The sequence below is a fragment of the uncultured Mailhella sp. genome (genome assembly GCF_905187505.1).
Taxonomy (GTDB): Bacteria; Desulfobacterota; Desulfovibrionia; order Desulfovibrionales; family Desulfovibrionaceae; genus Mailhella.
This window is the reverse complement of record NZ_CAJJIC010000013.1, coordinates 1-25,810: the sequence shown is the minus strand read 5'-3', so window position 1 is coordinate 25,810 and position 25,810 is coordinate 1. Positions and strand designations below refer to the sequence as shown.

The window sequence follows — 25,810 nt, the reverse complement described above, 5'->3', positions numbered from 1 at the left end:
CGTTTTTCTTTGGTTTCGCCCGGGCGCTTCGAACCGGCTTCTTTCGGAAACGTCATGCTGCACATCGTTCTGTACCATCCCGAAATTCCGCCGAACACCGGCAACATCGCAAGACTGTGCGCGGGCACGGGCACGCGTCTGCATCTCATCGAGCCTCTGGGCTTTTCCATCGACGACAGGCACCTGCGCCGGGCCGGACTCGACTACTGGCCGCACGTGGACGTGTCCGTGTGGCCTTCCCTCGAGGTCTATCTTCAGGCGGACGGCGCCGGGCGACGCCTGATATCCACCAGCGCGCGTGGCGGAAGCGACGTGCACCGCTTCGCCTTCTCCCCGAAGGACAGCCTGCTTTTCGGCCCGGAATCCTCGGGGCTGCCCGCCGAGGTACAGGCCATGGCCTCGGAGCACGTGCGCATTCCGGTGAAAAGCTGCATACGAAGCCTCAATCTCTCCACCTCTGCGGGCATCATCCTCTACATGGCTCTGGCCTCCCTGAACGGGCTGGACGCGTGGCCGGCGTGACGCCGGAGATTCGGGACGGGGGACTTCTTTCCCATTTTTTTCATGCCGGAAGGCCTTTCGACGCCTTGAGCCTGTTTCTGCTGCGGACGGGCGAGCAGCCCGAGGGCACGGCGCCGGCCTGCGGCCTTCTCAGCCCTGCTGGGAACGCTGTCTTTCGTGTTCAAAGAACGGACTTCCGGCCGAATCCGCAGGACGGATTCTTTTCGTTCCGCCGCCCGACTGGGGATGGCGTCAAAAAAGGGGAGCGTCCATGTGCGGAGCTCCCCCTGTTCGCTGCTTCGGGCCTTCGGCCCGCATCATCCGTCATCACTGACGCGGATGCTGTTCCTCCGGCAGGCAAACGGCCTTCATCTGACGCAGATACTCTTCGTTTCTGGCAAGGTAGAACGACAGCGGCGCGGCGAAATTGCGGCCCACGAGACCGTCCACCAGAAGCTGGCTGACTTCACGCTCAAGCATGAGAATCTGCTGCATGCGCAGAAGCACCTGTCGTTCGCTTCGCGAAAAGCGGCGCACGAAGAGGTCGAGGGCGTAGTTGGCCCTCGGCTGATAGAACCAGAAGTACATGAGGTCGAGGGCGTTGATGACCATGTCGAGCCACAGGCGCGGATCTATGGCGTTCAGCGTGCGGGGCAGGGCGTCGGGTCTTTCGAGAAGCGACATGACGTTCTTTTCCGGGAAGAGCTCCTCAAGCTTGCCGTAGAGTGCGAGGGATTCGTGCAGGCGGCTTCGGTAGTCGGCCATGCGCCTGCGGATGTTGCTTTCCCTGTCCACGATGCCGTCCACGATGCCGATGACCGTGTCGGAGGCGAGCTTGACCACGAACACGGCCGCGGCCGCCAGAGATTCCGGGCTGCCGCCCGCGGATGTGACGAGAAAGAGAAGAATGCCGTGGATGATCAGGGCGAGCGGCAGGGAGATCAGCGTGCAGCCTATGTCCGTGAGGATGTTTTTCATGGAGAAGCCGCGCATGAGGTGCGTGGCCACCTTGTAGAGACCGCAGCAGGCCATGAGCGCGGCGTAGGTGGCCACGGGAGCGTTGACGGCGCTTATGCCCATGCCCTGTTCCAGTATGTGGCAGCGCAGCACGGGTTCGAGAAGCACCACGGACAGTCCGTTGTACATGAGCGAGACGTACAGGCTGGACCAGCTCACGTAGCTTTTCCAGTGCAGCACCGAGGAGCGGTGCAGACCGCCGCTGCCGAGCACGGCCTGAAGAATGTTGCGCAGGCCGGAAATGAGGAACCAGAGCGGTGCGCCGAGCCATGCGAGCCAGCCTGTCTGCGTGAAGAGAAAGGAGAGCCATGCGGGAATGAAGCCCACGATGACGCGCAGGGCGTTGGCGAGTCCGGTGTTGAGGTAGCGGCTTTTTTCAAGCAGGCTTTCCCTGCCGTGAGGGGCGGGCATGAAGCCGTTGGAGAGGCCGGAGTCCGTGCCGCCGAGCGTGATGATGTTGCCCTGCGTGGAACCGGCGTCGGCCGTGGCTATGGAACAGTTGCCGCCGTTGCAGACCACGGTGTTTTCCGAAACGGGCGTCCATTCCGTGTGACGGTTCTTGCCGAAGTGTCGGAGTCCCGGGAGTCGGCGCATGAACGAGGCCAGACGGGAAGGTTCCTCGCCGGGGGCGTCGGAACTGTAGGTCACCTGCTCGAGAAGCTCGGTGCGCAGCGGCAGCAGAAGATGGGCCGAGCGGCGCGGATCGTTGAGTTCTCTGCGGGCGCGCAGCGGCAGCGTTTCGGGATAGGCGAGGCCCATGCCGTAGCGGTGCCCCGGGCGGCTTGTGGAGTCCGTGCCCATGGTGGCGCACAGCTTGGCGGTCTGATAGTAGCCGCAGAGCACGGGAATGTTCTGCAGAATGATGCGCAGCTTGCGCACGCGCGGCGACTTCGGGGCGTCGGCGGAATGGAGCGTGGCGCTGCCGCGCGGCGTGCTGAAGCTGTCTTCCTCGGAAATGCCGGGGGCGGCTCCGGCCTCGCGCAGCATGCCGATGATGATCTGCTTGAGCCTCGGCACGCTGCCTTCGTTGATGGCACGCTGAAGCTCGTTGATGGACTGCAGATGCTCCATGTCGCCGTTCTGCCAGTCCTTGAGGTTGAAGAGCTCAAGATGCGTGATGCGGCCCTGGCAGTCCCAGAGCAGATTGAGCACGTCTTCGGCGGTGAGGCGCGCAAGGTTCAGGGTGATGCGGCAGCCGCTTTTGAGCTCGCACAGGCGCGTGAGCAGGTGCAGGGGCGTCTGATTGAGCAGGTCCGGGCAGTCGGAGGACTCGCAGGCGTTCTGAAGCGTGGCCGTTCTGGGGAAGAGTTCGGGATCGTTCAGACGGGCAAGCACGGTTTCGGTGGTGAATCCGTCAAGCGTCCTGAGCTCCTGCAGAAGCTCCGCGCGCTGTTCGTTCGGCGTGTCGGGAGATTCGAGCGCTCCGCGCACGTCGAGCGCGCGTTTTTCAAGCAGGGCAAAGAGATTCTTGTGGATGAATTCGGCCAGATGCAGCAGCGAGGCCTGCCCGTGTCCCACAAAGAGCAGAAAGTCGTGCGGATCGAGAGGGGCCGGCACGGCGTGCAGCATGGAGGCCAGACGGGGACGTTCGTTCTTGTTCCAGTCCTCGAGCAGATGGAGAATGCGCTTTTCCAGCCAGCGCGTGGCGGCGCGGCCTTCGTTCATGAGCGTGGACATGGCCGGGGTGGACAGAAAGGCGATGAAGTCCTCGTCGTTGGTGAAACCTCGGGGAATCCAGATGAGATCGACCAGACGTCCCATGTGCGGCGCGTGGAACAGAAGTCCTATGCGCACGGTGATGCCCATGATGCGCGCGGCGCGTATGAGCTCGCTGGCCGCTTCGGGAGAGACGTAGTTGTAGTAGATGACGGTGAGCGAACGTATGCCCTTGAGCCACGCGTCCATGATGAGGTGCGTGGCGTTCTTGCGCCCCTTGGTGTTGGCGTCGTGCACGTGATTGTCGAACACGGCCTGATTCCAGTCCTCGGGCATTTCGAGCATGAAGTAGCGGTGCAGCAGACGGCGCACCACGGCGTGACGGCCGCTTGCCGCCTGCCGGAAGTCGTGGGCAAGGCGCAGCTGCGTTTCAAAGTCGCCGTGGGCGCGCACGAGTTCCTTCATGAGCTGCACGAGCACGCGCCCCGTGTTGATGCGCAGCGACGTGCGCGCCATGACGAGCACTTCGTCGCGCAGGGCGGCAAGCGCCTCTATTCTGTCGTCGGCCCTGCCTTCCGAGAGCGTGTCGAGCAGGCGCAGAACGGCCGAGGCCATGCGCAGTTCCACGGGAACGGCCAGCTCCATGATGCCGGAAGGGCTGAGCTGAGGCATGAGGCTGGGCAGTCCTTTCTGGCTTTTCGTCACCGTCCTGTTGATCATGGTGAGAAGCTGATAGTCCTGAGGATCGAAGCGGATGGAACGGTGTGTCATGGCGGTACCTGCGGCAGTGAAATGGGCTTTCCATAGTAGTACGACGGGCATCCGGACGCAAGGCGCAGGACGGGCGGAACGGGGAAAAGGAGCGGAAAATGTTGCAGTCCGAAGCCCTGCGCCACAGTGCTTTTACAGAAGAAATCGCTCTGTTATACAGACCGGCTTGACATAAATTCTGCCGGATGAGATAATCATGCACCTATGAGACGTGTACGGGTATCGGCAGACGCCTTCAGCGCGCCGGATTCCCGTCGTTTTCCTCCGCTCCCCGAGGCCTTCCGCAGGATGGACTTTCGGCTTGCCTTCGCGCATCGGAGCCGCGCCCCGTTCCGGGAGTGATCGCGGCGGGCAGAGGAAAAAGGGCGATTTCCGCTCCACGCAGCCAGGATCGCAGACGGATCGGCCGCGTGACTTCATCTCAACCCGGAGTCTGCATGACATCATCTTCCTCCCGAAGTCTGATGGCATTTGCCGGAGCATGGCTTTTGTGCCTGCTTCTTGCTCTGCCGTCGGCTTATGGCCAGGATGCCTCTTTCCAGTCGGGTGTGGCCTCGTGGTACGGCCCCTGGCATCACGGAAAGTCTACCGCTACGGGTGAAGCCTTCGACATGTTCGCCATGACGGCGGCTCATCGCACGCTTCCTCTCGGCACACTGGTCAAAGTGGAAAACAAGGCCAGCGGCAAAAGCGTCATCGTGCGCATCAACGACCGCGGACCTTATTCCAAAAACAGAATCATCGACTTGTCGTACGCGGCCGCCGACAGCCTCGGTCTTTCCGAGGCGGGCGTTTCCCGAGTGACCCTTGAAATCGTAGGAGACAGCAAGGGACATCCTCTGTTGCGGTCGCAGGCCTTCTTCGTCAAGCTGGCGGAGACTCAGGTATCCTTCGACGCCGTGGCGCAGCAGCTGCGCCGGCTCATATGCCTGGGAATGTACGACGCGGCTTCTCTGCTGCATACGCGCGACGGCGTCATGGCCATCGGCCCGTATGCCAGCTTCCAGGAATCGCAGGATGCGCTGGTGCGCGTGGCCACCACCCACCCCGGCGCCAGCATCATGCTTGCGGAGAAAAACTCCATGGCCCCGGCCATTCAGGCCGTGGCCGAAAGGTAGGCGTCCGCCCCCGGAAAGGCGGACCGCCCCGCGGCGCGTGAGAGACGCCGCTCTTCGATGCGCGACGGCCCCCGGAGTCGGAAGACCCGGGGGCTTTTGTGTCGTCCGTCTCCTGCCGCAGCGTCAGGAAAATTCCGTCCTGCGGCCTGCATTTTGGAGACGGATTTTCCTTTTTGCGACGGCCGATTGTCGGAACCGTGCCGAGACGGCGCCTCGGCGGGAGAGGTTTCCCGCGCTTTCCGGGCGATCGTTGCCCCGGCGTCTTGGGGCGTCGCCTCGGAACTTCGCAGGTGGCGAATGTCGACTTTTTTAGTGGGGAGACGAACCTGAAAAGCGGGGGGAGAAGCTTCTTTCTTCATTTTATAACATGGTGTAAGCATTGAAAAATTGGTTCATGGGCGTACCAGGCGGGACGGCTTCGGAAGGATAACATGAATCATTTTAAATAGTAATGATAATTATTACTGTTTACAAAATGCTTTTGCTGTGCCATGTTTTCGTCAGCACAGGGCTTTGCAATGGCGGCAACTGCACCCTGCGGTGCGCAAACCAGAGGAGAAAGCATATGTCCGACAGGAATGACTGCCTGACCACCGGCGCCGGCGCGCCCGTGGCCGACAACAATCACGCGCTGACTGCCGGTCCCCGAGGTCCCATGCTGATGCAGGATGTCTGGTTTCAGGAGAAGCTGGCGCATTTCGACCGTGAGGTCATACCGGAAAGGCGCATGCACGCCAAGGGTTCCGGCGCATACGGAACGTTCACGGTGACGCATGACGTCACGAAGTACACGAAGGCGTCGCTTTTTGCACAGGTCGGCAAGAAGACGGAGGTGTTCGCCCGTTTTTCCACGGTGGCCGGCGAGCGCGGCGCGGCGGATGCCGAGAGGGACATCCGCGGCTTTGCCGTCAAGTTCTACACGGATCAGGGCAACTGGGACATGGTGGGCAACAATACGCCCGTGTTCTTCCTGCGCGATCCGCTCAAGTTTCCTGACCTGAACCATGTGGTCAAGCGCAATCCGCGCACCAACATGCACAGTGCCGCGGACAACTGGGACTTCTGGACGCTTCTGCCCGAGGCCCTGCATCAGATCACCGTGGTCATGAGCGACCGCGGCATTCCGGCCTCGTACCGTCACATGCACGGTTTCGGCAGCCACACCTACAGCCTCATCAATGCGGACAATGAGCGCTTCTGGGTGAAGTTTCACTTCAGGACGCAGCAGGGCATAAAGAATCTGACGGACGAGGAGGCGCAGGAGCTCATCGGTCGCGACAGAGACAGCCATCAGCGCGATCTGTACGAGCACATTGAAAAGGGCGACTTTCCCCGCTGGACTCTGTATTTTCAGGTCATGCCCGAGCAGGACGCCGAAAAGCTGCCCTATCATCCGTTCGACCTCACCAAGGTCTGGTATCACAAGGACTGTCCGCTCATCGAAGTGGGCGTGCTGGAGCTCAACCGCAACCCGGAAAACTACTTTGCCGAAGTGGAGCAGGCGGCCTTCAATCCCGCCAATCTGGTGCCCGGCATCGGCGTTTCGCCCGACAAGATGCTTCAGGGACGGCTGTTCTCCTACGGCGACGCGCAGCGCTACCGCCTCGGGGTCAATCATCACATGATTCCGGTGAACCGGCCCCGCTGTCCCTATCACAGCTTCCACAGGGACGGGGCCATGCGCGTGGACGGCAATTACGGAAGTCATGCGAGCTATGAGCCCAACAGCCTGGGAGCGTGGCGGGAGCAGCCGGAGTTTGCGGAACCGCCGCTCAAGATCAGCGGCGACGCGGCCCGCTGGGACTATCCCTGCGACGACGCGGACTACTTTGAGCAGCCCGGCAGGCTCTTCCGGCTGATGAGTCCCGGGCAGCAGGAAGCGCTGTTCGGCAACACGGCCCGAGCGCTCGGCGATGCGCCGAAGGACATCAAGCTGCGGCACATACGGCACTGCTTCAAGGCCGATCCGGCCTACGGCATCGGCGTGGCGCGGGCCTGCGGCATTTCGGAAGACGAGATATGAAGTTCTCGCCCTCGGATGCTGAAGGAGGCGCCCCATGCGTCTCTGACGGCGGGAGAAAAGGCGAAAAAGGGCGGCGTGCCCGTTCAGGCCCGCCGCCTTCCGAAAAAAGCCCCCGGAGTTCCGGGGGCTTCGTCGTCTTTCGGGGCATCTCTCCCGGCGGGCCGTTCAGCAGCGGCAGGCGTCTTCCCGTTCGGCAAGCGGCGGAAAAAGCTCTCCGGCAAGGGCCTCGGCGGCACGCAGGGCACTGCCCCGGCTTCCGCAGCGCTCACGCAGTTCGTCAAGATCGCGGATGATCTCCTCAAGCTTCTGCGGATGGGTGAGCCAGTCTTCCACGCGCCGAGCCATGGGGGCGGGATCGGCTTCCTTTTCGATGTGTTCGGGGAACACGGTGCGGTTCATGATGAGGTTGGTCAGGCTTATCCACTTCACCTTGATGACGCGCAGCGCGATCTGATAGGAGAGCGGAGAAACCTTGTAGGCCACGAGCGTGGGCACGCCTGCAAGTCCCGTTTCCAGCGTGGCCGTGCCGGAAGCGGCCATGATGCACTGAAAGGTGCGCATGAGGCGGTAGCGGTCGCTGCCGTCGTGCATGACGAGAGGGGCGTCGACGTTCCACAGCGAGCGCAGGTACTCTTCGGAAAAGTTGGAGGCGCGCACGCAGTGAAATTCAAGGTCGGGAAACGTCTTCACCAGAAGGTCCGCCGCGCCTGCGAAGGCGGGCATGAGGGAGTCCACCTCCTTGCGGCGGCTGCCGGGCATGAGTCCTATGCGGTGGGGCACGGGGGCCACGTCCCGTATGCCTTCATAGTCCACAAGATCCACCAGCGGGTTGCCCACGTACGTCACGTCCATGCCGTGGGCGCGGTAGAAGTCCACCTCGAAGGGGAGGATGGAGAAGATGCGCCTGACGTGCCGCTTCAGGAACTTCACGCGGCCCGTGCGCCACGCCCACACCTTGGGAGGAATGAAGTAGTACACGGGAATGCCGAGGGCGTGGGCTATCTTCGCCACGCGGAAGTTGAACTCCGGCGCGTCGATGAGCAGCACGGCGTCGGGCCGCACGCGCGCCATTTCCCGGCGTATGCGGCGCAGAAGACCGAAGATGCGCGGCAGGCTGGTGATGACTTCCACGATGCCCATGACGGAAAGCTCTTCCACGCGAAGCAGGTTTTCCTGTCCTGCGCGGGCAAGGTTGTCGCCTCCCATGCCCACCACGCGCAGGTCGCCTTCCGGAGTGATGTCGCGCAGGGCGGAAAGCAGCGCTCCGCCCTGAAGGTCGCCGGAAATTTCACCGGCATTGATCCACAGTGTTTTCATGGGAATCCTCGCTTTCGCTTCCGGCAAAGCGCCGGAGGGAGGGATAGAAGGCGTTGATGAGCGCTCCGGCAGCCAGCGTGAAGATCAGGCGGAAGCCGAGCAGCCCCCAGAGACTGCCGCCCACGAGGGTGAGCAGCAGGGTGTCCTCGATGAGGGAATGGGAGAGCCCGAGAAGGGAAATGGCGCAGAGCGCGTCCTGACGGGAAAGCGTGCCCTGCCGAGCGTTTCTGATGAGTATGCCGCTGCCGTAGAGCAGGCCCATGGTGAAGCCGATGATGACGATGGAAACGGCCTTCGGGGAAATGCCGAGCAGACGGAGCACGGGGCCGAGCAGGCGGCCCAGCAGATCGGAAATGCGGAAGGCGTCGAGAAGGCGCTGAAGCAGCATGACGGCGCAGATGATGACGTACATTTCCGCGAGCGTCTTTGCCTGCTGGATGATCCATGAGCCGAGGGAACTTGTGGCTCCGGCGGAAAGAAGAATGGGGGCCTGCTCCTGAAGCAGGTTGAACCCGTCGAGAACCAGATGCAGCAGAAAGGCCGCCAGAATGCCCGAACCGAGGCGCAGGAAGAACTGAAACGCCATGGACACGCCGCACTGACCGGCAATGCGCACCTCGAGGATGAGGCTGTGCGCGATGAGCACGAGCACGCCGAACACGGTCATCTGCGCGACGGTGAGCCCGGGAAGCTGGGGCAGAAGGGCGATGAGCACCATGAGGCCGGAATACATGCTCACGAGAATGCACGACACCCAGGCAAGGCACATTTCCGCGGGCAGTCCCACAAGCTCCATGACGGGCCGCAGCGGCAGGGACACGTACGGGATGAGTCCGCTTTCCTCAAGCAGCTTGACGAGGAGCACGATGGGAATGAGAAAGCGGAAGATGCCGAGGGCGACCTTGTGTCCGTCGCGCCAGCATTCCGCAAGCTGAGTGAAAAGCGTAGTCATGGGCAGGTCCGTAGGGGGACGGATTCCGGGCTGAGCGGACGGGGCGCGCGTCGATGAGGGCGTCGCGCAGGCCCGGATGCGCCGCGGGAAGCGGCTCCGTTTTCTGAAAAGGCTGATCCTCCGCGCCGCGGGGGAGTGGCGGGGCCTTTCGTCCTTATGAAAAAAGCCGCGCGGAAGCGTGATCGGCTCTTCCGCGCGGTTCTGCGACGGAAGCGGGCTTCCTGTCGCCGGGCGGCGGAAACGCTTTTCGGAGCGTTCCGCCGGGAAGATGTTACTTGTCGCGGTCGAGATAGCCGTAGCGGGCGGACACGCCGTCGGTACGGCTCACGATGCGGTCGGTCACTTCGTCCACGGTGTCCGGCGTGACGATGCCGAGGTCGCGCACGAGGTAGTATTCCATGGAGCCTTCGGACAGGGCGAGGGTCCACACCACGGCGTACACCGAGCCCACGCCGGGACGGGAGGGAAACTCCGACGCCGTGGACAGCAGGATGCGGAACTTGGCTTCTCGGGCGGGGCTGGCCGGGTTGGTGCTGTTGATCTTTTTCTGCAGGCTGTTGAAAAGGGTCACGCCTATGCTGTCGTTGCCTTCAAATTCCACCACCACGGGGGTGCGGCGTTCCGCCTTTTTGGGAGCGTCGTCGGCGGCGAGGGCGACGGAGCTTGTGCAGAGGCAGGCGAGCAGGGCGAGCGGGGTGAACAGACGGGAAGCTTTCATGCAATCTCCCTCGGCTGAAAGTCAGCCGTATCTGCGCGGATTGGCGCGGTGTGAGCCGGAGGGCCGGCAATGGGGCGGGGAACTAGAAACCTTCTTCCAGGGGCGGCCAGATGAGGGCCGTGTCCGGCTGCGGCGCGAGCGGACGGCCTGAGGGCGTGAGCAGAACGCGGCGTCCCTCGAGGCGGAGCCGATCTTCGGCCAGCCACTCGAGGGCCTGCACGTAGATGCGGTGCTCGAACACGTGAATGCGGTTCAGAAGCGCCTCGTCGTCCTCGTCCTGACGCACGGGCAGCGTCGCCTGCACGATGATGGGACCGCCGTCCATGACGGGGTCCACGATGTGCACGGTGCAGCCGCTGAACTTCGCCCCGTACTGCCAGGCGTCGCGCGCGCCGTGCGTGCCGGGAAAGGCGGGAAGCACGGCGGGGTGCACGTTGAGCACGCGGCCGGGGAAGGCGTCGAGAAAAGCGGGAGTGACGAGGCGCATGTAGCCGGCAAGGGCCACGGTGTCCACGCCCGCCTTCCTGAGTTCCTCCACCATTCTGAGATCGAAGGTCTCGCGGTCGGGGAAGGTCTTGTGGTCGAGGCACAGATGGGCGATGCCGTGCTTTTCGGCGCGCTCGAGCACGGGCGCTCCCGGACGGTTGGCGATGATGATGCGGATGTCCGCGTCGAGCCTTCCGGCTTCGGCGGCGTCGATCATGGCCTGGGCGTTGGTGCCGCTGCCCGAGGCGAGAATGCCGAGCTTGAGGGTCATGCGCGCTCCTTGTGCGCAAACGCGGCGCACACGGCGTCCACCATGGCGGGAATGGTGAAGGTTTCCGACTGGATGTCGGGCTCGATGCCGAGAGAACGCATGGTCTCTGCGGTCACGGGGCCTATGGCGGCAAAGCGCACGCCGGGATGCTTCTTCAGCTCGTCCAGCGGTATGGAGGCGAGGAAGTTGCGCACCGTGGAGGAGGAGCCGAAGGTCACGCAGTCGAGCCTGCCTTCTTCAAGCGCTTCCATCACCTTGTCGCGGTTTTCCTCGGAGGGCACGTTTTCGTAGGCGGCGATGACGTCCACTTCCGCTCCGGCCTCGCGCAGGGCGCGGGGCAGCACGTCGCGGGCTTCCTTCGCGCGGGGCAGAAGCACCTTCTGGCCCTTCATGCCGAGCTCGAGCATGGCCTTTGCCACGCCTTCGGCCACGTAGGAGGAGGGCACGAGGTCGGCGCGTATGCCCATGTCTTCCACGGCCTTCGCCGTGGCCGGGCCTATGGCCGCCACCTTGACGGAGCCGAGGGCGCGGGCGTCGAGTCCGAGCGCGGCAAGGCGCCGGCGGAAGAAGCGCACCCCGTTCACCGAGGTGAAGACGACCCAGCCGTAGCGGGAAAGATGTCCGACCGCTTCATCAAGTTCGGCATAATCGGGCATGGGCACGATTCTGATGGTGGGGAACTGGATGACGCGGGCTCCCTTTTCGGCAAGGAGCGCGGCGCTTTCGCTCGCCTGCTCGCGCGCCCGCGTGACCACCACGGTGCGGCCGAAAAGCGGTTTTTTCTCGAACCAGTCGAGCTTGTCCTTGAGGCGCACCACGTCGCCCACCACGATGATGGAAGGATTGGTGAAGCCTTCGCGCACGGCGGCGTCGGGCAGATCGGCCAGCGTGGAGGCCAGGGAGCGCTGACGGTTCGTGGTGCCCCAGTACACCAGGGCTGCGGGCGTGCCGCCGTCCATGCCTGCTTCCATGAGTCTGGCCGCGATTTCGGGCAGGTTCTTCATGCCCATGAGAAAGACCAGCGTGGAGGCGCTGCGGGCCAGGGCGTTCCAGTTGTGCACGGAACCGGGCTTGGTGGGGTCTTCGTGACCGGTGATGATGGTGACCGAGGAGGACCAGGCGCGGTGCGTGAGCGGTATGCCCGCATAGGCCGGGCCGGCTATGGAACTGGAAATGCCGGGAATTTCCTCGAAGGGAACGCCGGCGTCCACGAGTTCCTCGGCCTCTTCGCCGCCGCGGCCGAAGATGTAGGGATCGCCGCCCTTGAGACGCGCGACCACCTTGCCTTCCTTCGCCTTGGCGATGAGAAGCTTGTTGATGTCGCCCTGTTTCATGGCGTGATTGCCCGCGATCTTGCCTACATAGATGAGTTCGGCATCGGGCCGGGCCAGGGCGAGGAGTTCCTCGCTGGAAAGATAGTCGTATACCACGACGTCCGCTTCAGAAAGAACCTTTCTGCCTTTGCAGGTGAGCAGGCCGGGATCGCCGGGGCCTGCGCCGATGAGATAAACGTACATCCGTCCTCCGGGTCTTGAATTCAGGCGCAGTGTACTTATTAAAAGGTTAGGGAGCAAGACCTTCCTCGGGCCGTCCCCTCCGCGTTGTGACCCTGAGAAAGTTCTTGCCGGCGCAGGCTTGTTTTTTTGCGCCTGCTGGTGTAATCTTCATCAGCTTTCCTCCGGTGCATCCTTGCGCCGGTCCTGCCGCCCCGGCCAAGGCTTTTTGCCGGGAGAAGCGTATAATTTCCTTATGCTTCTATCCGTAAGAGGGCGTGGCGGCGGCGGTATGGAAGCGTGGTGCGGAAATGATGGCCGGGGCAGATTGCCCCTGTCAGGATGCAAGTTGGCGGACAACGCGACAGGAGACAACCATGAGCATCTTTTTCTACTGTTTGGCCTATGTGGCGGTTATAGCCTTCGTGGCCGTGGCTCTGATGAGAATCATCGGCTATCTCAAGAAACCTCAGCATCTGCGCTGGGAACTCTATCCCGTGGCGCATGAAGACCCTGAAAAGGTCGAATACGGCGGCAGCTACCTCGAAAACACCGAATGGTGGAAAGACAAGTACCGCAGCTGCATGGTCGGCGCCCTCAAGGGCTTCCTCATCGAAGCTCTGTTCCTCAAGGCCGTGTGGGAACACAACCGCACGCTCTGGGTGCGCACCTATCCCTTCCACATCGGTCTGTACCTGCTCATCGGCGCCATGGGCATGACCGTGCTTTCCGCTCTCGGCATGCTGGCCGGCGCCGAAGGCTTCGTGACCTTCTGCACCGTCGTCACCGTGCTTTGCGACGTGTTCGGCTTCGCGGGCATCCTGTTCGGCTCCGTCGGCCTCATTCAGCGCCGTCTGTGCGACAAGGGCCTGCGCAAGTACACCACCAACGAACACTTCTTCAACCTCGGCCTGTTCGGCATCTACGGCCTGTTCGGCCTCATGCTGTGCCTCGGCCACGGCGTGTATGACTTCGCCCTCATGGGCAACAGCTTCATCTACGGCATGTTCACCTTCACCGCCATGGAGCTGACTCCTCTCTACGTGCTTTACCTGCTGCTCGGTTTCTTCATGTTCTTCTGGGTGCCCTACAGCTTCCTCGGCCACCTGTTCATGAAGTACTTCACCTGGCACGACATCCGCTGGGGCGACGCTCCCACCATCAACAACCCCAAGCTGCAGAAGCAGCTTGCCAACAACCTGAACCTGCCCGTCAGCTGGCGTGCCCCGCATGTTCAGGGTGACGGCAAGAAGACCTGGGCAGAGGTTGCCACTTCCAACCCCGAGAAGCAGGACTAAGGAGCCGCACATGAAAACTTCGCAGGAACTTACCTTCAACGATCTGTCGAGGGAAGAAGGGCAGCTCACCACGGTTGACGTGAATACCCTCCGTCCCATGCCCGTCGACTACCAGACCTTCCCCTGGAAGGTCATCACCGACGCTCAGAAGAAGCAGTACTGCTGCCTTCTGGACGACATCAACGTTCTGCTCATTCCCGTGCCTCAGACCAAGGCCGAAGAAGAGGAACTGGTCAACCGTTTCCTCGAAGGCGTGCGCAAGCTCTTCACGCCCGAGAACAACTGGACCTGCCTCGCCATGCTCGACACCACCATGGACTACTGCGCGCAGTGCAACTCCTGCTCTGCCGCCTGCCATCTGTACGAGATGTCCAACGAGCATGAAATGTATCGTCCGAACTTCCGCTCCGAACTGTTCCGCCGCATCTACAAGCAGTATGTGAAGAAGGAACCCTTCGCCAAGTGGCGCTACGGCGACACCGAGCTCAACTGGAAGACCGTCGTGCGTCTGGCCGAGCTTTCCTACCGCTGCAACCTGTGCCGCCGCTGCGCTCAGGTCTGCCCCATCGGCGTGGACAACGGCCTCATCGCCCGCGAACTGCGCAAGCTCTTCAGCCAGGAATTCGGCTGGAACCCCCGCGAACTGCATGAAAAGGGCACCAAGCTCCAGCTCGAGGTCGGTTCCTCCACCGGCATGAATCCCGACGTCGTGAAGGAAACCGTCGAATTCATCGACGAAGACTACGTCGAGACCACGGAATACGAATTCAAGACCCCCTGGGACGTGCCGAACGCCGACATTCTGCTCATCCACAACGCCGGCGAAATGCTCGCCTGGCCCGACAACATCGCGGCCTTCTCCCTCATTTTTGAAGCCGCCGGTCTGTCCTGGACCCTGAGCTCCGAAATCGCCGGCTACGACTCCGTGAACTACGGCGTGTTCTACGACGACGTGCAGGCCGCCCGCGTGGCCATCAAGCACGCCGAAGCCGCCAAGAAGCTCGGCGTCAAGAAGATCGTGCTCGGCGAATGCGGCCATGCTCACAAGGCCCTCACCGTCATCGCCGACCGCATCCTGCCCCCCGATCTGAACATCCCCCGCGAAAGCTGCTTCCCGGTGCTGCGCGACATCGTGCTCGGCGGTCGTCTCAAGCTCGACCCCAGCCGCAACAACTTCCCCGTCACCCTGCATGACCCCTGCAACCTGGTGCGTCTCATGGGCGTGGTGAAGCCTCAGCGCGACGTTCTGCACGCCATCTGCCCGCAGTTCCGCGAAATGACCCCCCACGGCGTGGAAAACTACTGCTGCGGCGGCGGTTCCGGTTTCGCCATCATGACGCGCAACAACATCAACGAATGGCGCATGAACATTACCGGCCGTAAAAAGATGGAACAGATCTGCGGCGCCTTCAAGGACTGCCTCGGTCCTGAAGTCAAGAAGTACGTCTGCGCTCCCTGCTCCAACTGCAAGGGCCAGATCCGCGAACTGCTCGAACAGAACAATCTCCTTGAGAAGAACGGCATGCAGTACGGCGGCCTTGTCGAACTCATCGTCAATGCCATGACCGACGTGAAGCCCGGCTTCATCAAGTGGGAAGAAGAATAATGACAACGGCGGGAGGAAGGCTCTTCCTCCCCTGAAAGCAAAAGGGCGGGAGCTTCGGCTTCCGCCCTTTTTTGCGTCCTTCGTCCGGCATCATCCTGTTCCATTGCCTCTGAAGTGCGCAGAGCGGGGAAAGGCGTCCTTCGGAATGCACGCGCTGCCTTGCCTCCGCGGGCAGGCCGGCGGGAGCCCTGGGCACGGCGTCGGCGGCCGGAATCCATGCCCGAAGCGGTCCGGCAGGGGGCGGAGCGCGGGAAAAGAACACGGCTTTCGGAAGAGCGTGCGGGGAAGGGAAGGACTGCGATGCCGCAGCACCGTGAATCCAGCAATGCGGTCTTTCCTTCCCGGGGAGTCATGAAGAGAACTTGCGGCCGGAACAACGACGCAAGACCGCCTCTGCCGGAAAAGAGAAGAGTCCGGCAGGCGATGGGCGGGGGCGTGATGGGAACACGGCGCTCATGAGCGCATGCGGGGGGCTTCGGCAGCGATCTGGGAACCTGCGGGATGAAGGCGTTTCTTCGGAGGGGGCGTCTTTCCGGGCATCAGACGGAAGCGTTTCCGTTCCCGTGCTGGACAGCGTAAAATAGGTAGAGTATAACTCTGATAAATTTGACGCGGCTTTTCCGGACGGCGTCGAATGAACGCAAGGCTTGCGGGAGGGACGCTATGGATTTTGTCTGGACCTGCTTCATGGTCGCTCTGGGCTGGCTGTCCGGCGGCATCGTCGGCGGAGCCACGGGCATAGGAGCCATCATGGTGGCCATGCCGCTCATGACGGCGGTCATCACTCCCGGCGAAGCCGTGCTGGTATCCTGCCTCACGGGACTGTACGGTACGCTTCATCTTTCCTACTCCTACCGCAAGGCCTGCTGCTGGAGGGAAATACGGGATCTCGTCATAGGCGCCGTGCCGGGCTGCTTCGTGGGCGCGCTCGTGCTTCGCGTCGCCTCCATGCAGGTTCTGCAGCTCATGGTCTGCGCCATGCTGGCCTGCTTCATCATCATGCAGCTTTTCCGCAGGGCGGCCGCCTATCGCCTGCCGGATTCCACGATCGTAGGCGTGGGCGCGGGATTCATCTGCGGCTTCGTGAGCGGTTCCGTGGCCATGGTGGGCGCTCCGCTCGGCATCTACGTGCTCATGAAGCACTGGTCGCCCGACAGGGCGCGCGGCAACATGAGCGTGTTCTATCTGTTCACGGGCATAGCGTCCGTGATTTCTCAGGCCGTTGCCGGACTGTATACGCTCACGCTTCTTCAGGTGTCGCTTGCGGGCGTGGCGGGCTGTTTCATCGGTCAGGTCGCGGGCGTGCGCCTCGGGCGGCGCATCGATCAGAAGCTTTTTCAGCGCATCGTTCTGGTCTTTCTTGCCGTGGCCGCCGTCATTCTTTTCGTTCGTGCCATGGGATGGTAACAATTCCGCGTTATCCTTTGCCTGAAACCTCCCGTTTCCCCCTTCCCAAGGGCGGTTTTCGTGATTATGGTAATGTTGACTGTACCCGGCCTGCACGGCACGGCCGGAAGGTCGATCAACTCAGCCAACAAGGAAAAAACATGAACAAGTGGAAAACCTTTGCCCTCTGCGCTGCCTGTCTGGCCACGCTTTCCTTTGCCATGCCCGATTACGCGGATGCCGCGCGTCTCGGCGGCGGGCGGAGCTTCGGCAGTTCCTCCATCATGAGCCGGCCGGCCACGCCTCCTTCGGGCGCGTTCCGCGGCGGCTCGTCCTCCGTGCAGCGGCAGGCTCCCATGGCCAGCACGGCTAACGGCGGCGCGGCCACCATGGCGCGCAGCAACACCGGTCTTCTGGGCGGCCTGTTCGGCGGCCTTCTTGCCGGTACCTTCCTCGGCAGTCTTCTGGGCGGTCACGGCATGGGCGCCGGGATGCTCGGCGGTGTGTTCAATCTGATCATTCTCGGCCTGCTCGTGTACTTCGGCGTCAAGCTGTTCCGTCGTTTCCGCGCGGGGCAGGGCGACTCCGACAGCCGGCAGACCTACAACAGCTATGAGGCTCCCCGCGGACAGGAAGCCCCCGGCCAGTACAGCCAGGGCGGAGCGTGGGACAGTCTTCGTTCCCAGCAGCCCGAGCAGCAGGCCGCGGCGCAGGAAAGCGGCGTGGAGCTTCCCGCCGATTTCGATCAGGACGAGTTTCTGCGCGGAGCCAAGGCAGCCTATACGCGCCTTCAGGCGTCGTGGGATCGCCGTGACCTCGACGACATCGCCAACTTCGCCACCGAAGACGTCATGCGCGAGCTGCGCGAACAGGCCAAAGCCGATCCCAAGCCCGGCAAGACCGAGATTCTGCTCGTGAACGCTTCGGTCATCGAAGTGCGCGACGAGGGCGATCTGCGTCGCGTGGCCGTGTACTTCGACGTGCTCATGCGTGAAGACCAGCGCGCCGCCCGTCCCGAACAGGTGCGTGAAGTGTGGCACTTCGTGTGCTCCCGCGCCGAAGGCGACAGCTGGAAGCTCGACGGCATTCAGCAGCTTGCCTAGTCCCTTGAAGGAAGGGCGTTTCGGACGCGCCTTTTCATGAACATGAGGCCGGTTTCTCCTTTTCGGGGGAACCGGCCTTTTTGCGTCCGCTTCCGACGGTCGGAGAGCCTCCGGCCGCGTCAGGTCAGCGATGCGCATGGCGGGCGCTTCCGGCTCTTCGGCGGAGAGGGAGGCTTTTCACGAAGTTTCGAGCGAGGTTTTCCGTTTTTTTGACGCGAGAGAAGTTAGTATCAGCGTTTTGCCATGATTACTCATGGTTGTCGGGGGCGTTTGCCGCTCCCTTATCACGTGCGTTCTGCTAGTGTGGGCTCTGTTCCGGGATGATCCGGGCAAGAAACACGGAGAGCGCGTCATGAAAAGATTGCTTTCTCTTCTCGCTTTTCTGGCTTTGTCGGTTCCTTCTGCCGCCTGCGCCGACTGGTTTTTCGTCCGCGGTTCCGGCCAGACCGCGTCCTTTGAATCCTCGGCCCGTCCCACCGTGGCGGTGAAGGCGTCGCCTGAGTTCTCCACCGTGGCTCAGGGAAAGATGTCCGTCATGCTGTCTGCGGAGCGTCAGCTTCCGCGTTCCGAGCCCGGCACGGTGTGGTACTGCCTGAGCGCCAGGGACGGCGCGCAGCTTGCCGTGGCCCTGGCCGACGCCGGTTCCCGGCACTGGTATCCCGGCATCATGGAAACCAACCTTGAGTTTCTGCCCGTGCTGTACCGCTGCGGCGGCGACAGACCGGGCAGCGTGACGCAGCGGGTGTTCATCCGTCCCGTGCAGCTCGATCCGTGGATGGGCGCGTTCAACAAAAAGGGCACGGGCTGGACGGCCGGCGTCTTCGTCAGTCAGTACGAGTGGATAGTGAACAACGGCGAGTGCAAGCTTCTGGTGGAATATCGTGAGCCTTACGCCTCCGAGCGTTGTCCCATCGTGGACGACGCGCAGCTTCGTGCCTTCGTCCAGCGTGCGGACACCGCCTTTTCGGCGCGATTCGGTGAAAACGGAGACATTCCCGTTTCCGGCGTGCAGCCCTACGCCTGGGGGCATGAAGGCATATCGCCCGAACTGCTCGGCACCGTGCTCGGTTCAACGACGGAATATCAGTTTTAGGCCGTCCGGCGCAGACTTTCGGGCCGGGCGCCGAGAGGGCTCCTGGTGAACGATTCGAGCGCAGGACGCGTCGGGGCAAGTCTCCACGGCTTCTTCACCGGGCGGGGGCAGGGGACGGCGTCGTCCCTCCCCGTGCCTTGTCATCGTCCGGCCGGAAGTGCGCGGCCCCCTTTCGCGGGATGCGGCCGGCTTTTTCGCTTCATGCGGGAAGCCGGCCTTTTTTCGTGCCCTGCTCTTGACTTGGCGACCCGGCGTCTTATGTGACTGTTGGGCCCGAACGCAGTCGGGCCCTTCATTCAGTCATGACCGGTCGGCGGCGGAGCCGCGGGACCGGAAGCATATCAGGAGGCCATCCCATGGCGGAAACCACGCATCAGTTTCGCGCGGAAACGTGCAAGCTGCTCAACATTCTTACCCACTCCCTGTATACCAATCACGAGATATTCCTTCGTGAACTTCTTTCCAACGCCTCCGACGCTCTGGAGAAGGTGCGCTTTCTCCAGACCACGGGCGGCGAGGTGCGCGACCCCGAACTGCCGCTCGAAATCCGCATCACCACGGACAAGGACAACCACGTCATCACCGTTGCCGATACCGGCATAGGCATGACGGAACAGGAAATGATCGACAACCTCGGCACCATCGCCCGTTCCGGTTCCGAAGAGTTTCTGAAGGCGCGCGAGGCGGAAAAGGCCGCGGCAAAGCCTGCCGAAGAGAAAAAGCCCGCCGAAGAGTCCGGGGCTGACGACGAGGAAGGGGAAAAGTCCCTCGACGCCGAGGAGCCCATCGTCGAGCACGACGACAGCAAGCCCGACGACGCCTCCCAGATCATCGGTCGTTTCGGCATAGGCTTCTATTCCGTGTTCATGGTGGCGAAGAAGGTGGAAGTCACCTCCGTGTCCGCCACGGGCGACGGCGTGCCGCACGTGTGGACGTCCGACGGCACGGGCAGCTTCACCATCCGCACCCTGGAAGGCGCGGAAGCCGAAGGCGTGAAGCGCGGCACCAGCATCAGAATTTTCCTTCGCGACGACGCTCACGAATACGAGGAAAAGTTCCGTCTTGAGGGCATCATCCGCAAGCACTCCAACTTCCTGCCCTTTGCCATTCAGCTTGACGGAGAACGCGTCAACACCACGGCGGCCCTGTGGCGCGAGCCCAAGTTCTCCATCACGAAGGAACAGTACGACGAGTTCTACAAGTTCCTCACCTACGATCAGAAGGAACCTCTGGACGTCATTCACTTTTCCGTCGACGCGCCCGTGCAGTTCAACTGCCTGCTCTACATTCCCGGCAGCGCCGTGGAGGTCTTCGACGAGCGCAAGGACGAGTGGGGCCCTGACCTCTATGTGCGCCGCGTGCTCATCGACCGCCACAACAAGGAGCTTCTGCCGAGCTACTTCGCCTTCATGAAGGGCGTGGTGGACACCGAGGATCTGCCGCTCAACATTTCCCGTGAAACGCTTCAGGAAAACGTGGTGCTGCGCAAGATAAGCCAGACCATCACCCGTCAGCTCCTCACGCATTTCGAGCGCATGGCCAAGAACGATCCCGAGAAGTACGAGACCATGTGGAAGCTGCACGGAAAATACATCAAGTTCGGCTTCGACAGCTATCAGTACCGCGACCGCGTGGCTCCGCTTCTGCGCTACTACTCCACGGCGCAGGAAGACAAGCTCACGAGCCTCGACGACTACGTTTCCCGCATGAAGCCCGACCAGAAGGAAATCTGGTACGTGGCCGCGTCGTCCATGGAAGCGGCAAAAGTCAATCCCCATCTCGGTCAGTTCCGCCGCAAGGGACTGGAAGTGCTGTATCTCACCGATCCGGTGGACGAGTTCGCGCTCGAAGCCATCATGGAGTACCAGAAGCATCCCTTCAAGTCCGTGGAACTTGCCGAAGCCGGGGCTCTGGACGCCTTCCCCGACGTGGAGAACGCCGAGCCGAAGCCCGAGCCTCTTTCCGAAGAGGAAAAGCCGGAACTCGACGCCCTCATCAGCGCGGTGAAAACCATTCTCGGCGATCAGGTGAAGGACGTGCGCGCAGCCACCCGTCCCATCGACGCGGCGGCCTGTCTCGTGTCGCCCGAAGGCGTGACGTCCTCCATGGAAAAGCTCATGCGCGTCATGCAGAAGACCGACGGCATCCCGCAGAAGATTCTTGAACTCAACCCCGACAACGCTCTTGTGCGCTCTCTCATGCGCATATGCAAGGAAGGCGCCGAGGATGATACCTTCAAGGACATGGTGAACGCCCTGTTCGACACCACGCTTCTGCTCGACGGCTACATGAACGAACCCTTCGCCATGGCCGAACGCAGCATGCGTCTGCTTCGTCAGGCTGCGGGCTGGTATTCCGACCTGCGCAAGTAAACTCAAGGAGAAAGCCCATGTACTATGACCTCCTCATTCACGTGGACGACAACGATCCCGCCCGTCTCAATCTCGCCTTCAACAACGTGGCCAACTACCGGGCCGGTCTGCCGGGAGAGGACTTCCGCGTGGTCATGGTGGCCAACGGTCCGGCGGTGCAGCTCTTCACCCGCGAAAACAAGGTTCTTGCCGAACGCGGCGCAAAGCTCATGGCCGAAGGGCTTTCCATCAGGCTGTGCAACAACGCGCTGACCACGTTCAACGTCTCCCGTGACGAGCTGTGGGAAGGCTGCGAAGTCGTGCCCGCGGGCGTGGTGGAAATCGTGAAGCTTCAGCGCGAGGGCTTTGCCTTCCTGCGTCCGTAGACTGTTCCGTCTGCGGCAGCGCGCAACATTTGCCCATACCTCTGGCGGGGCGGAGAAATCCGCTCCGCCTCTTTTTTTAATCGTCGGGAGGGCAGGCTTCGAAAAAGCCGGAGGGACCGGCGGGCATGACGTGCGTCGGGCCGTTGCGGGAAGGCTGCTCATGTCTGACGGTATCTGCCGGAAAAGCCGGAGGCAGGCCTTCAATCATGCTCTTGAACGTTCATGCCGGGCCGTTCAAAAGGAGTGCGGTGCGCCCGCAGACGCAGTTTCAGCGTGCCTAGTCCTTCAGGGAGAACGTCACGGCAAGGGAACGCAGCATATCGTGAAGCGGCGCGAGGGATGAGGTGATCTTGCCCAGAGGAATGACCTTCATGGTGAGATCCGGCCGCGAGGTCTGCGCGTAGAATATGGCCACGGTGTTGTTCTGCGGGCAGTAGGTAATGTCGCCGTCATCAAAGCGAAGGCGCCCTTCCTCCCTCGTTTCCAGCACTTCGTCCAGCCCTCCGTAGTATTCGCGGCCGCCGTAGTTCGTCATGCGCACGGAGAGCGGCAGTCTTTCGAGAAATGCCCGCGCTGCGGGGCTGTCATTGAGCGTGCCGTGAAGCACGGTTTCCCCTGCGCGTATGACGAGTTCCCGCGACTGCTGTCCGGGCGTGACGCCGAGGTCTTTCAGCCAGGAGACAAGCCCGGGTTTTGCGTTGCGCACTTCGGAGCCCTGCATGTCGAAAATGTGGAGCACACGGGCCTTCGGGCAGTATTCCGCCACTGCGCGGGCACTGCGTCCGGGGCCGTAGCCGTCGTGCGTGCAGAAGGGCAGTATGGTCTTTCCGGCCAGGTCGTGTCCGGCAAGAAAGGTGGCCATGGGCTGGGGAACGGTGTTTCCCCAGATGGGAAAGCCGAGATAGATGGTGTCGTAGTCTCTCAGGTCGGCCTTCAGCGGCCGGATGGGCGGCAGATGCCCCGAGTTCCTTTCCGCCCGGGCCTGCTCCACCACGGCGTGAAAGTCGTCGGGGTAGGGGGTGACGGTCTGTATTTCCTCCATGTCCGCGCCGGTGAGGGATTGCAGCACTTCGGCCACGTGCCGGGTGTTGCCGGTGAGAGAGTACACGATGATGAGGCTTTTGCCGGATGCCGGGGCGCAGAGGCCGGGAGAGACCAGAACAAGGGTGAGCAGCGCGCCGAGAAGCGTGGTGATGATGCCGTACATGATGCCTCCGTGGAAAATCGGTGAAGGGAACGGCCATGCCTGGCCCCGGCTTTCGGGGCGCACGGGCCGTTTTTTTTGCTCATGGGGGGAGGGAAGACGGCGCGGCTGGGAAAATCAGCGCGCCTCGTCCTTCAGGTATCCGAGATCGTGCAGCCATTTGCGGACTCGTCCCTCGGCGCTGCGGACGTCGTTTCGATAAACGGCCAGGCCTTCAAGGACGACGGCGTGAAGGGGCAGGGCCGCAAGGTCGCGGAAGGTGTTCGACGGGCCGCTCGTGCCGTGGGTGCAGAAGGGCACGATGGTCTTTCCGGCAAGATCGTGTCCTTCAAGAAAGGTGAAGACCGGCATGGGCATGGTGCCCACCCAGTTGGGAAAGCCCACGAAGACGACGTCGTAGCTTCGTATGTCCGATACGGTTTCCTTCAGGGGCGGACGCGCGTTTTCCCGAAGCTCCCTTCGGGCCTGTTCCACGGCGCCGTCGAAGTCCGGGCCGTAGCCGTGCACGGGGCGTATTTCGAAAAGGTCGCCGCCGGTCATCTTCTGGATGTCGCGGGCGATGAGGCGCGTGTTGCCCGTAAGGGAAAAGAAGGCGATGAGAATTTTCGGGGCCGGAGCCGCTGCCGCCTCGGCGTTCGGCGCGACGATGGCCGAAGCGCAGAAGAGAAGGACGGCAAGCGCGCAGGACAGCGCGGTTCGGAAGCGATGACGCGCGCGGCTTGGGCGTACGGTGTCGGAACGTGCGCACGTCGGGTCGTGGGAAGAAAAGAATCTTTCCTTGCCTGTGAAAGCGGAGCATCCTGCGCCGCCTCCGGCAGAATGACGAGTGTTTTTCCTGTTCATGAAGGAACTCCCCTGCACGGATTGTGCGGTCCTTGACCCGGCGGAACATCTTTTCGCGTCGGCCGGAAGCGCGATGGTGCGCTCTTTTTTGTCATAGCGGCGTCGGAAGGAAGAAAACAGGCACAAAGCTCGCAGCTTTTTGCCCGTTTCTTGCAATGTTTTGCCCTTTGGGCAAGAGACAAAATACTAATTGCTTGTTTTTATTGCGTATATTTTCAGAGTTGCGACTATCGGGCAAAAAAAAAGAGAGCATCGTAGCTGGTTTCTGGCCATGGAGGTTTGTACCCTGCCTTCATGAAACGTCGGCAGAACAGCCGCAAACGATCGGAGGTTTTCATCATGAACAAGATTGCGTCGTGCATGGCTCTGACTCTGGCTGCCTGTGTCTTGGCTTTGCCCGGGCAGGCATTTTCCGCCGAAATCGGCAAGTCGCAGACCATTCTCCGCAATGGAGAGTTTCCGACCTCCAGAGGCTCGGATCGTTTTTTTACCGGCACCGTCCGCATCGAGCAGATATACCCGGCGAACAACGACATGCGTTCCAGCGTGGGCGTCGTGACCTTTGAGCCCGGGGCGCGATCAAACTGGCATGTGCATCCCGTGGGACAGGCTCTCATCATAACGTCAGGCGTGGGGCTCACGCAGGAATGGGGCAAGCCCATCGAGGTCATACGCGCAGGCGACGTGGTCATCTGTCCCGTGGGCGTCAAGCACTGGCACGGCGCATCTCCGAACAGCGCCATGACGCACATTTCCATCTGTGAGGAAAAGGAGCCGGGCAAGGTGGTCGAGTGGATGGAAAAGGTTACCGACGAACAGTACAACGCGAGGTAGCGTCCGTTTTCCGTCTGACCGGAATCGGACGCAGAACGGATGTTTTCGGAATGTGCGCCGCAGAGGCGCAGCGAAACAGGGCCGCATCGTGCGGCCTTTTCACAGGAGGCATGACATGGAAGCAGGAATCATGAAGGCCGGCGTGCTGGTCGGCCCGGGCAGGGTGGAAATAAGGGATGTTCCCATGCCGGAGGTGACTGCCGGCATGATGCGCATACGGGTGTCGGCCTGCGGCGTGTGCGGCAGCGACATTCATATGTGGAAGGAAGGGAAGGGCTGGAACCCGGACAGGCCGGACAACTTCATCATGGGACACGAATTTTGCGGCGTGGTGACCGATCCGGGCGACAGCTCGTTCCGCAAAGGAGAGCGCGTCACCTTCTGGGCCAATCTGTACTGCGGCGAGTGCGACATGTGCCGGGCCGGACAGGAGCAGCTCTGCCGCAGCGTGAACGGCAGAAACTACACGGGCTTTGTGTGCGACGGCGGTTATGCGGAATACTTCGTCGGCAAGGCCATGAACGCCTACAGGCTGCCGGATGCGGTGTCGGACGTGGCGGCGGGACTCATCGATCCGCTCATGGTGGCCTATCATGCCGTGCGGCGTTCGGGGCTGAAGCTGCACGACAAGGTGCTTGTCGTGGGCAGCGGCATCATTGCCCAGCTCATCGGCGGTCTGGCGAAGAAGGCCGGTGCATCACTGCTCGTCATGTCCCGCATCGACGACAGGCAGACGGGCAAGGCGCGTGAAATCGGCGACTTTGACGCCTACGTGTACGGCAACGCCCCGGACAGGGCCGAGCGAATGCGGGAGCTTTCCGGCGACGGCTACGACGTGGTTTTTGAGGCCGTGGGTTCCGGCGACTCGCTGGCGGCCTGTCTGGACGGGGTGAAGCCCGGCGGCGAGGTGGTCATGATAGGCAATTCCATCGCCCCCACGGTGCCTTTCGAGCTGAACCGGGCAGTGCTGCATGAGGTGCGGCTCACCGGAAGCGTATCCTGCACGCGAAGGGAGTTTGAAGAGACCATCGATCTCATCGCCCGCGGCATCATCGATCCGGAAAGGTACGTGACCGACGTGCTGCCGCTGGAAAAGCTTCAGCAGGCGCTTGAAATGCAGGTTTCACCGGACGCGCACGTGCTGAAGACCGTGATTCGGCCCTGAGGAGAATCTGACATGAAGACAAGACGACTGGGAAAGAGGGGGCCGGAAGTTTCGGCCGTCGGCATGGGCTGCATGGGCTTCAGTCACGGCTACGGGCCCGCGCCCTCCGAAGAGGAGGCCGTGAGACTGATACGCCGGGCCTATGAGCTGGGCTGCACCTTTTTTGATACGGCCGAGGGCTACGGCCCCTATGTGAACGAAGAACTCGTGGGACGGGC

General features: G+C 62.2%; 21 protein-coding genes. 13 read left to right on the top strand and 8 right to left on the bottom strand.

What is annotated here, in order from left to right:
* Window positions 1-57 precede the first annotated feature (57 nt).
* Complete coding sequence (locus QZZ60_RS02845) at window positions 58-522, top strand: tRNA (cytidine(34)-2'-O)-methyltransferase (RefSeq protein ID WP_295637549.1); 465 nt, start codon at window positions 58-60, stop codon at window positions 520-522.
* A 306-nt stretch (window positions 523-828) separates the two neighbouring features.
* On the opposite strand, the gene QZZ60_RS02840 is transcribed toward QZZ60_RS02845, so the two are convergent.
* Window positions 829-3,945, bottom strand: coding sequence for a hypothetical protein (locus QZZ60_RS02840; protein WP_295637530.1), 3,117 nt, complete (start codon window positions 3,943-3,945; stop codon window positions 829-831).
* 437 nt (window positions 3,946-4,382) lie between these two features.
* Here QZZ60_RS02840 and QZZ60_RS02835 point away from each other — a divergent pair, with 437 nt between their 5' ends.
* Window positions 4,383-5,063 (top strand): septal ring lytic transglycosylase RlpA family protein, encoded by a 681-nt coding sequence (locus tag QZZ60_RS02835; protein ID WP_295637527.1) that lies wholly within the window; start codon window positions 4,383-4,385, stop codon window positions 5,061-5,063.
* Window positions 5,064-5,628: 565 nt separating this feature from the next.
* On the top strand, window positions 5,629-7,086 hold the full coding sequence (locus QZZ60_RS02830; RefSeq protein WP_295637524.1) for a catalase: 1,458 nt from the start codon (window positions 5,629-5,631) through the stop codon (window positions 7,084-7,086).
* A gap of 165 nt (window positions 7,087-7,251) precedes the next feature.
* Here the strand turns inward: QZZ60_RS02830 and lpxB are convergent, their stop codons facing one another.
* From lpxB to cobA, 5 genes are all read right to left on the bottom strand, one after another.
* Window positions 7,252-8,403: a lipid-A-disaccharide synthase gene (gene lpxB / locus QZZ60_RS02825; protein ID WP_295637522.1), complete on the bottom strand. Its 1,152-nt coding sequence runs from the start codon at window positions 8,401-8,403 to the stop codon at window positions 7,252-7,254.
* Window positions 8,375-9,355: a nucleoside recognition domain-containing protein gene (locus QZZ60_RS02820; RefSeq protein ID WP_295637519.1), complete on the bottom strand. Its 981-nt coding sequence runs from the start codon at window positions 9,353-9,355 to the stop codon at window positions 8,375-8,377. Before QZZ60_RS02820 ends, lpxB begins: the two co-directional genes overlap by 29 nt.
* Window positions 9,356-9,626: 271 nt before the next feature.
* Window positions 9,627-10,073 carry a hypothetical protein gene (locus QZZ60_RS02815; RefSeq protein WP_295637516.1) on the bottom strand — a complete coding sequence of 149 codons (447 nt, stop codon included), beginning with the start codon at window positions 10,071-10,073 and terminating at the stop codon, window positions 9,627-9,629.
* Between the two features lie 82 nt (window positions 10,074-10,155).
* On the bottom strand, window positions 10,156-10,830 hold the full coding sequence (purN, locus tag QZZ60_RS02810) for a phosphoribosylglycinamide formyltransferase (RefSeq protein WP_295637513.1): 675 nt from the start codon (window positions 10,828-10,830) through the stop codon (window positions 10,156-10,158).
* Window positions 10,827-12,347, bottom strand: coding sequence for a uroporphyrinogen-III C-methyltransferase (cobA, locus tag QZZ60_RS02805; RefSeq protein ID WP_295637510.1), 1,521 nt, complete (start codon window positions 12,345-12,347; stop codon window positions 10,827-10,829). The genes purN and cobA overlap by 4 nt, the downstream gene beginning before the upstream one ends.
* A 353-nt stretch (window positions 12,348-12,700) precedes the next feature.
* On the opposite strand from cobA, the gene QZZ60_RS02800 reads away from it, so the two are divergent.
* The 7 genes from QZZ60_RS02800 (at window position 12,701) to QZZ60_RS02770 (ending at window position 21,546) form a co-directional block, all read left to right on the top strand.
* Complete coding sequence (locus QZZ60_RS02800; protein ID WP_295637507.1) at window positions 12,701-13,621, top strand: respiratory nitrate reductase subunit gamma; 921 nt, start codon at window positions 12,701-12,703, stop codon at window positions 13,619-13,621.
* A gap of 10 nt (window positions 13,622-13,631) precedes the next feature.
* Window positions 13,632-15,227 carry a (Fe-S)-binding protein gene (locus QZZ60_RS02795; RefSeq protein ID WP_295637504.1) on the top strand — a complete coding sequence of 532 codons (1,596 nt, stop codon included), beginning with the start codon at window positions 13,632-13,634 and terminating at the stop codon, window positions 15,225-15,227.
* A gap of 663 nt (window positions 15,228-15,890) precedes the next feature.
* Window positions 15,891-16,634 (top strand): sulfite exporter TauE/SafE family protein, encoded by a 744-nt coding sequence (locus QZZ60_RS02790; protein ID WP_295637501.1) that lies wholly within the window; start codon window positions 15,891-15,893, stop codon window positions 16,632-16,634.
* 140 nt (window positions 16,635-16,774) lie between these two features.
* Window positions 16,775-17,716 (top strand): TIM44-like domain-containing protein, encoded by a 942-nt coding sequence (locus tag QZZ60_RS02785; protein WP_295637498.1) that lies wholly within the window; start codon window positions 16,775-16,777, stop codon window positions 17,714-17,716.
* 352 nt (window positions 17,717-18,068) lie between these two features.
* Complete coding sequence (locus QZZ60_RS02780) at window positions 18,069-18,809, top strand: DUF4851 domain-containing protein (protein ID WP_295637496.1); 741 nt, start codon at window positions 18,069-18,071, stop codon at window positions 18,807-18,809.
* A 356-nt stretch (window positions 18,810-19,165) separates the two neighbouring features.
* Window positions 19,166-21,181 (top strand): molecular chaperone HtpG, encoded by a 2,016-nt coding sequence (htpG, locus tag QZZ60_RS02775; RefSeq protein WP_295637493.1) that lies wholly within the window; start codon window positions 19,166-19,168, stop codon window positions 21,179-21,181.
* A gap of 17 nt (window positions 21,182-21,198) precedes the next feature.
* The gene (locus tag QZZ60_RS02770) at window positions 21,199-21,546 is read left to right on the top strand and encodes a DsrE family protein (RefSeq protein ID WP_295637490.1); all 348 of its coding nucleotides are present in this window, start codon (window positions 21,199-21,201) and stop codon (window positions 21,544-21,546) included.
* A 277-nt stretch (window positions 21,547-21,823) separates the two neighbouring features.
* Here the strand turns inward: QZZ60_RS02770 and QZZ60_RS02765 are convergent, their stop codons facing one another.
* Together QZZ60_RS02765 and QZZ60_RS02760 are read right to left on the bottom strand one after the other, a co-directional pair.
* Complete coding sequence (locus QZZ60_RS02765) at window positions 21,824-22,753, bottom strand: cyclophilin-like fold protein (protein ID WP_295637487.1); 930 nt, start codon at window positions 22,751-22,753, stop codon at window positions 21,824-21,826.
* 114 nt (window positions 22,754-22,867) lie between these two features.
* The gene (locus tag QZZ60_RS02760) at window positions 22,868-23,593 is read right to left on the bottom strand and encodes a flavodoxin (protein ID WP_295637484.1); all 726 of its coding nucleotides are present in this window, start codon (window positions 23,591-23,593) and stop codon (window positions 22,868-22,870) included.
* A gap of 339 nt (window positions 23,594-23,932) precedes the next feature.
* Here QZZ60_RS02760 and QZZ60_RS02755 point away from each other — a divergent pair, with 339 nt between their 5' ends.
* The 3 genes from QZZ60_RS02755 to QZZ60_RS02745 all read left to right on the top strand — a co-directional run.
* The gene (locus tag QZZ60_RS02755; protein WP_295637481.1) at window positions 23,933-24,427 is read left to right on the top strand and encodes a cupin domain-containing protein; all 495 of its coding nucleotides are present in this window, start codon (window positions 23,933-23,935) and stop codon (window positions 24,425-24,427) included.
* A 115-nt stretch (window positions 24,428-24,542) separates the two neighbouring features.
* Entirely contained in the window at window positions 24,543-25,592 is a 1,050-nt protein-coding gene (locus QZZ60_RS02750; protein ID WP_295637477.1) for an alcohol dehydrogenase catalytic domain-containing protein, read from the top strand.
* A gap of 12 nt (window positions 25,593-25,604) precedes the next feature.
* A partial coding sequence (locus QZZ60_RS02745; protein WP_295637473.1) for an aldo/keto reductase occupies window positions 25,605-25,810 on the top strand: 206 nt, incomplete at its 3' end.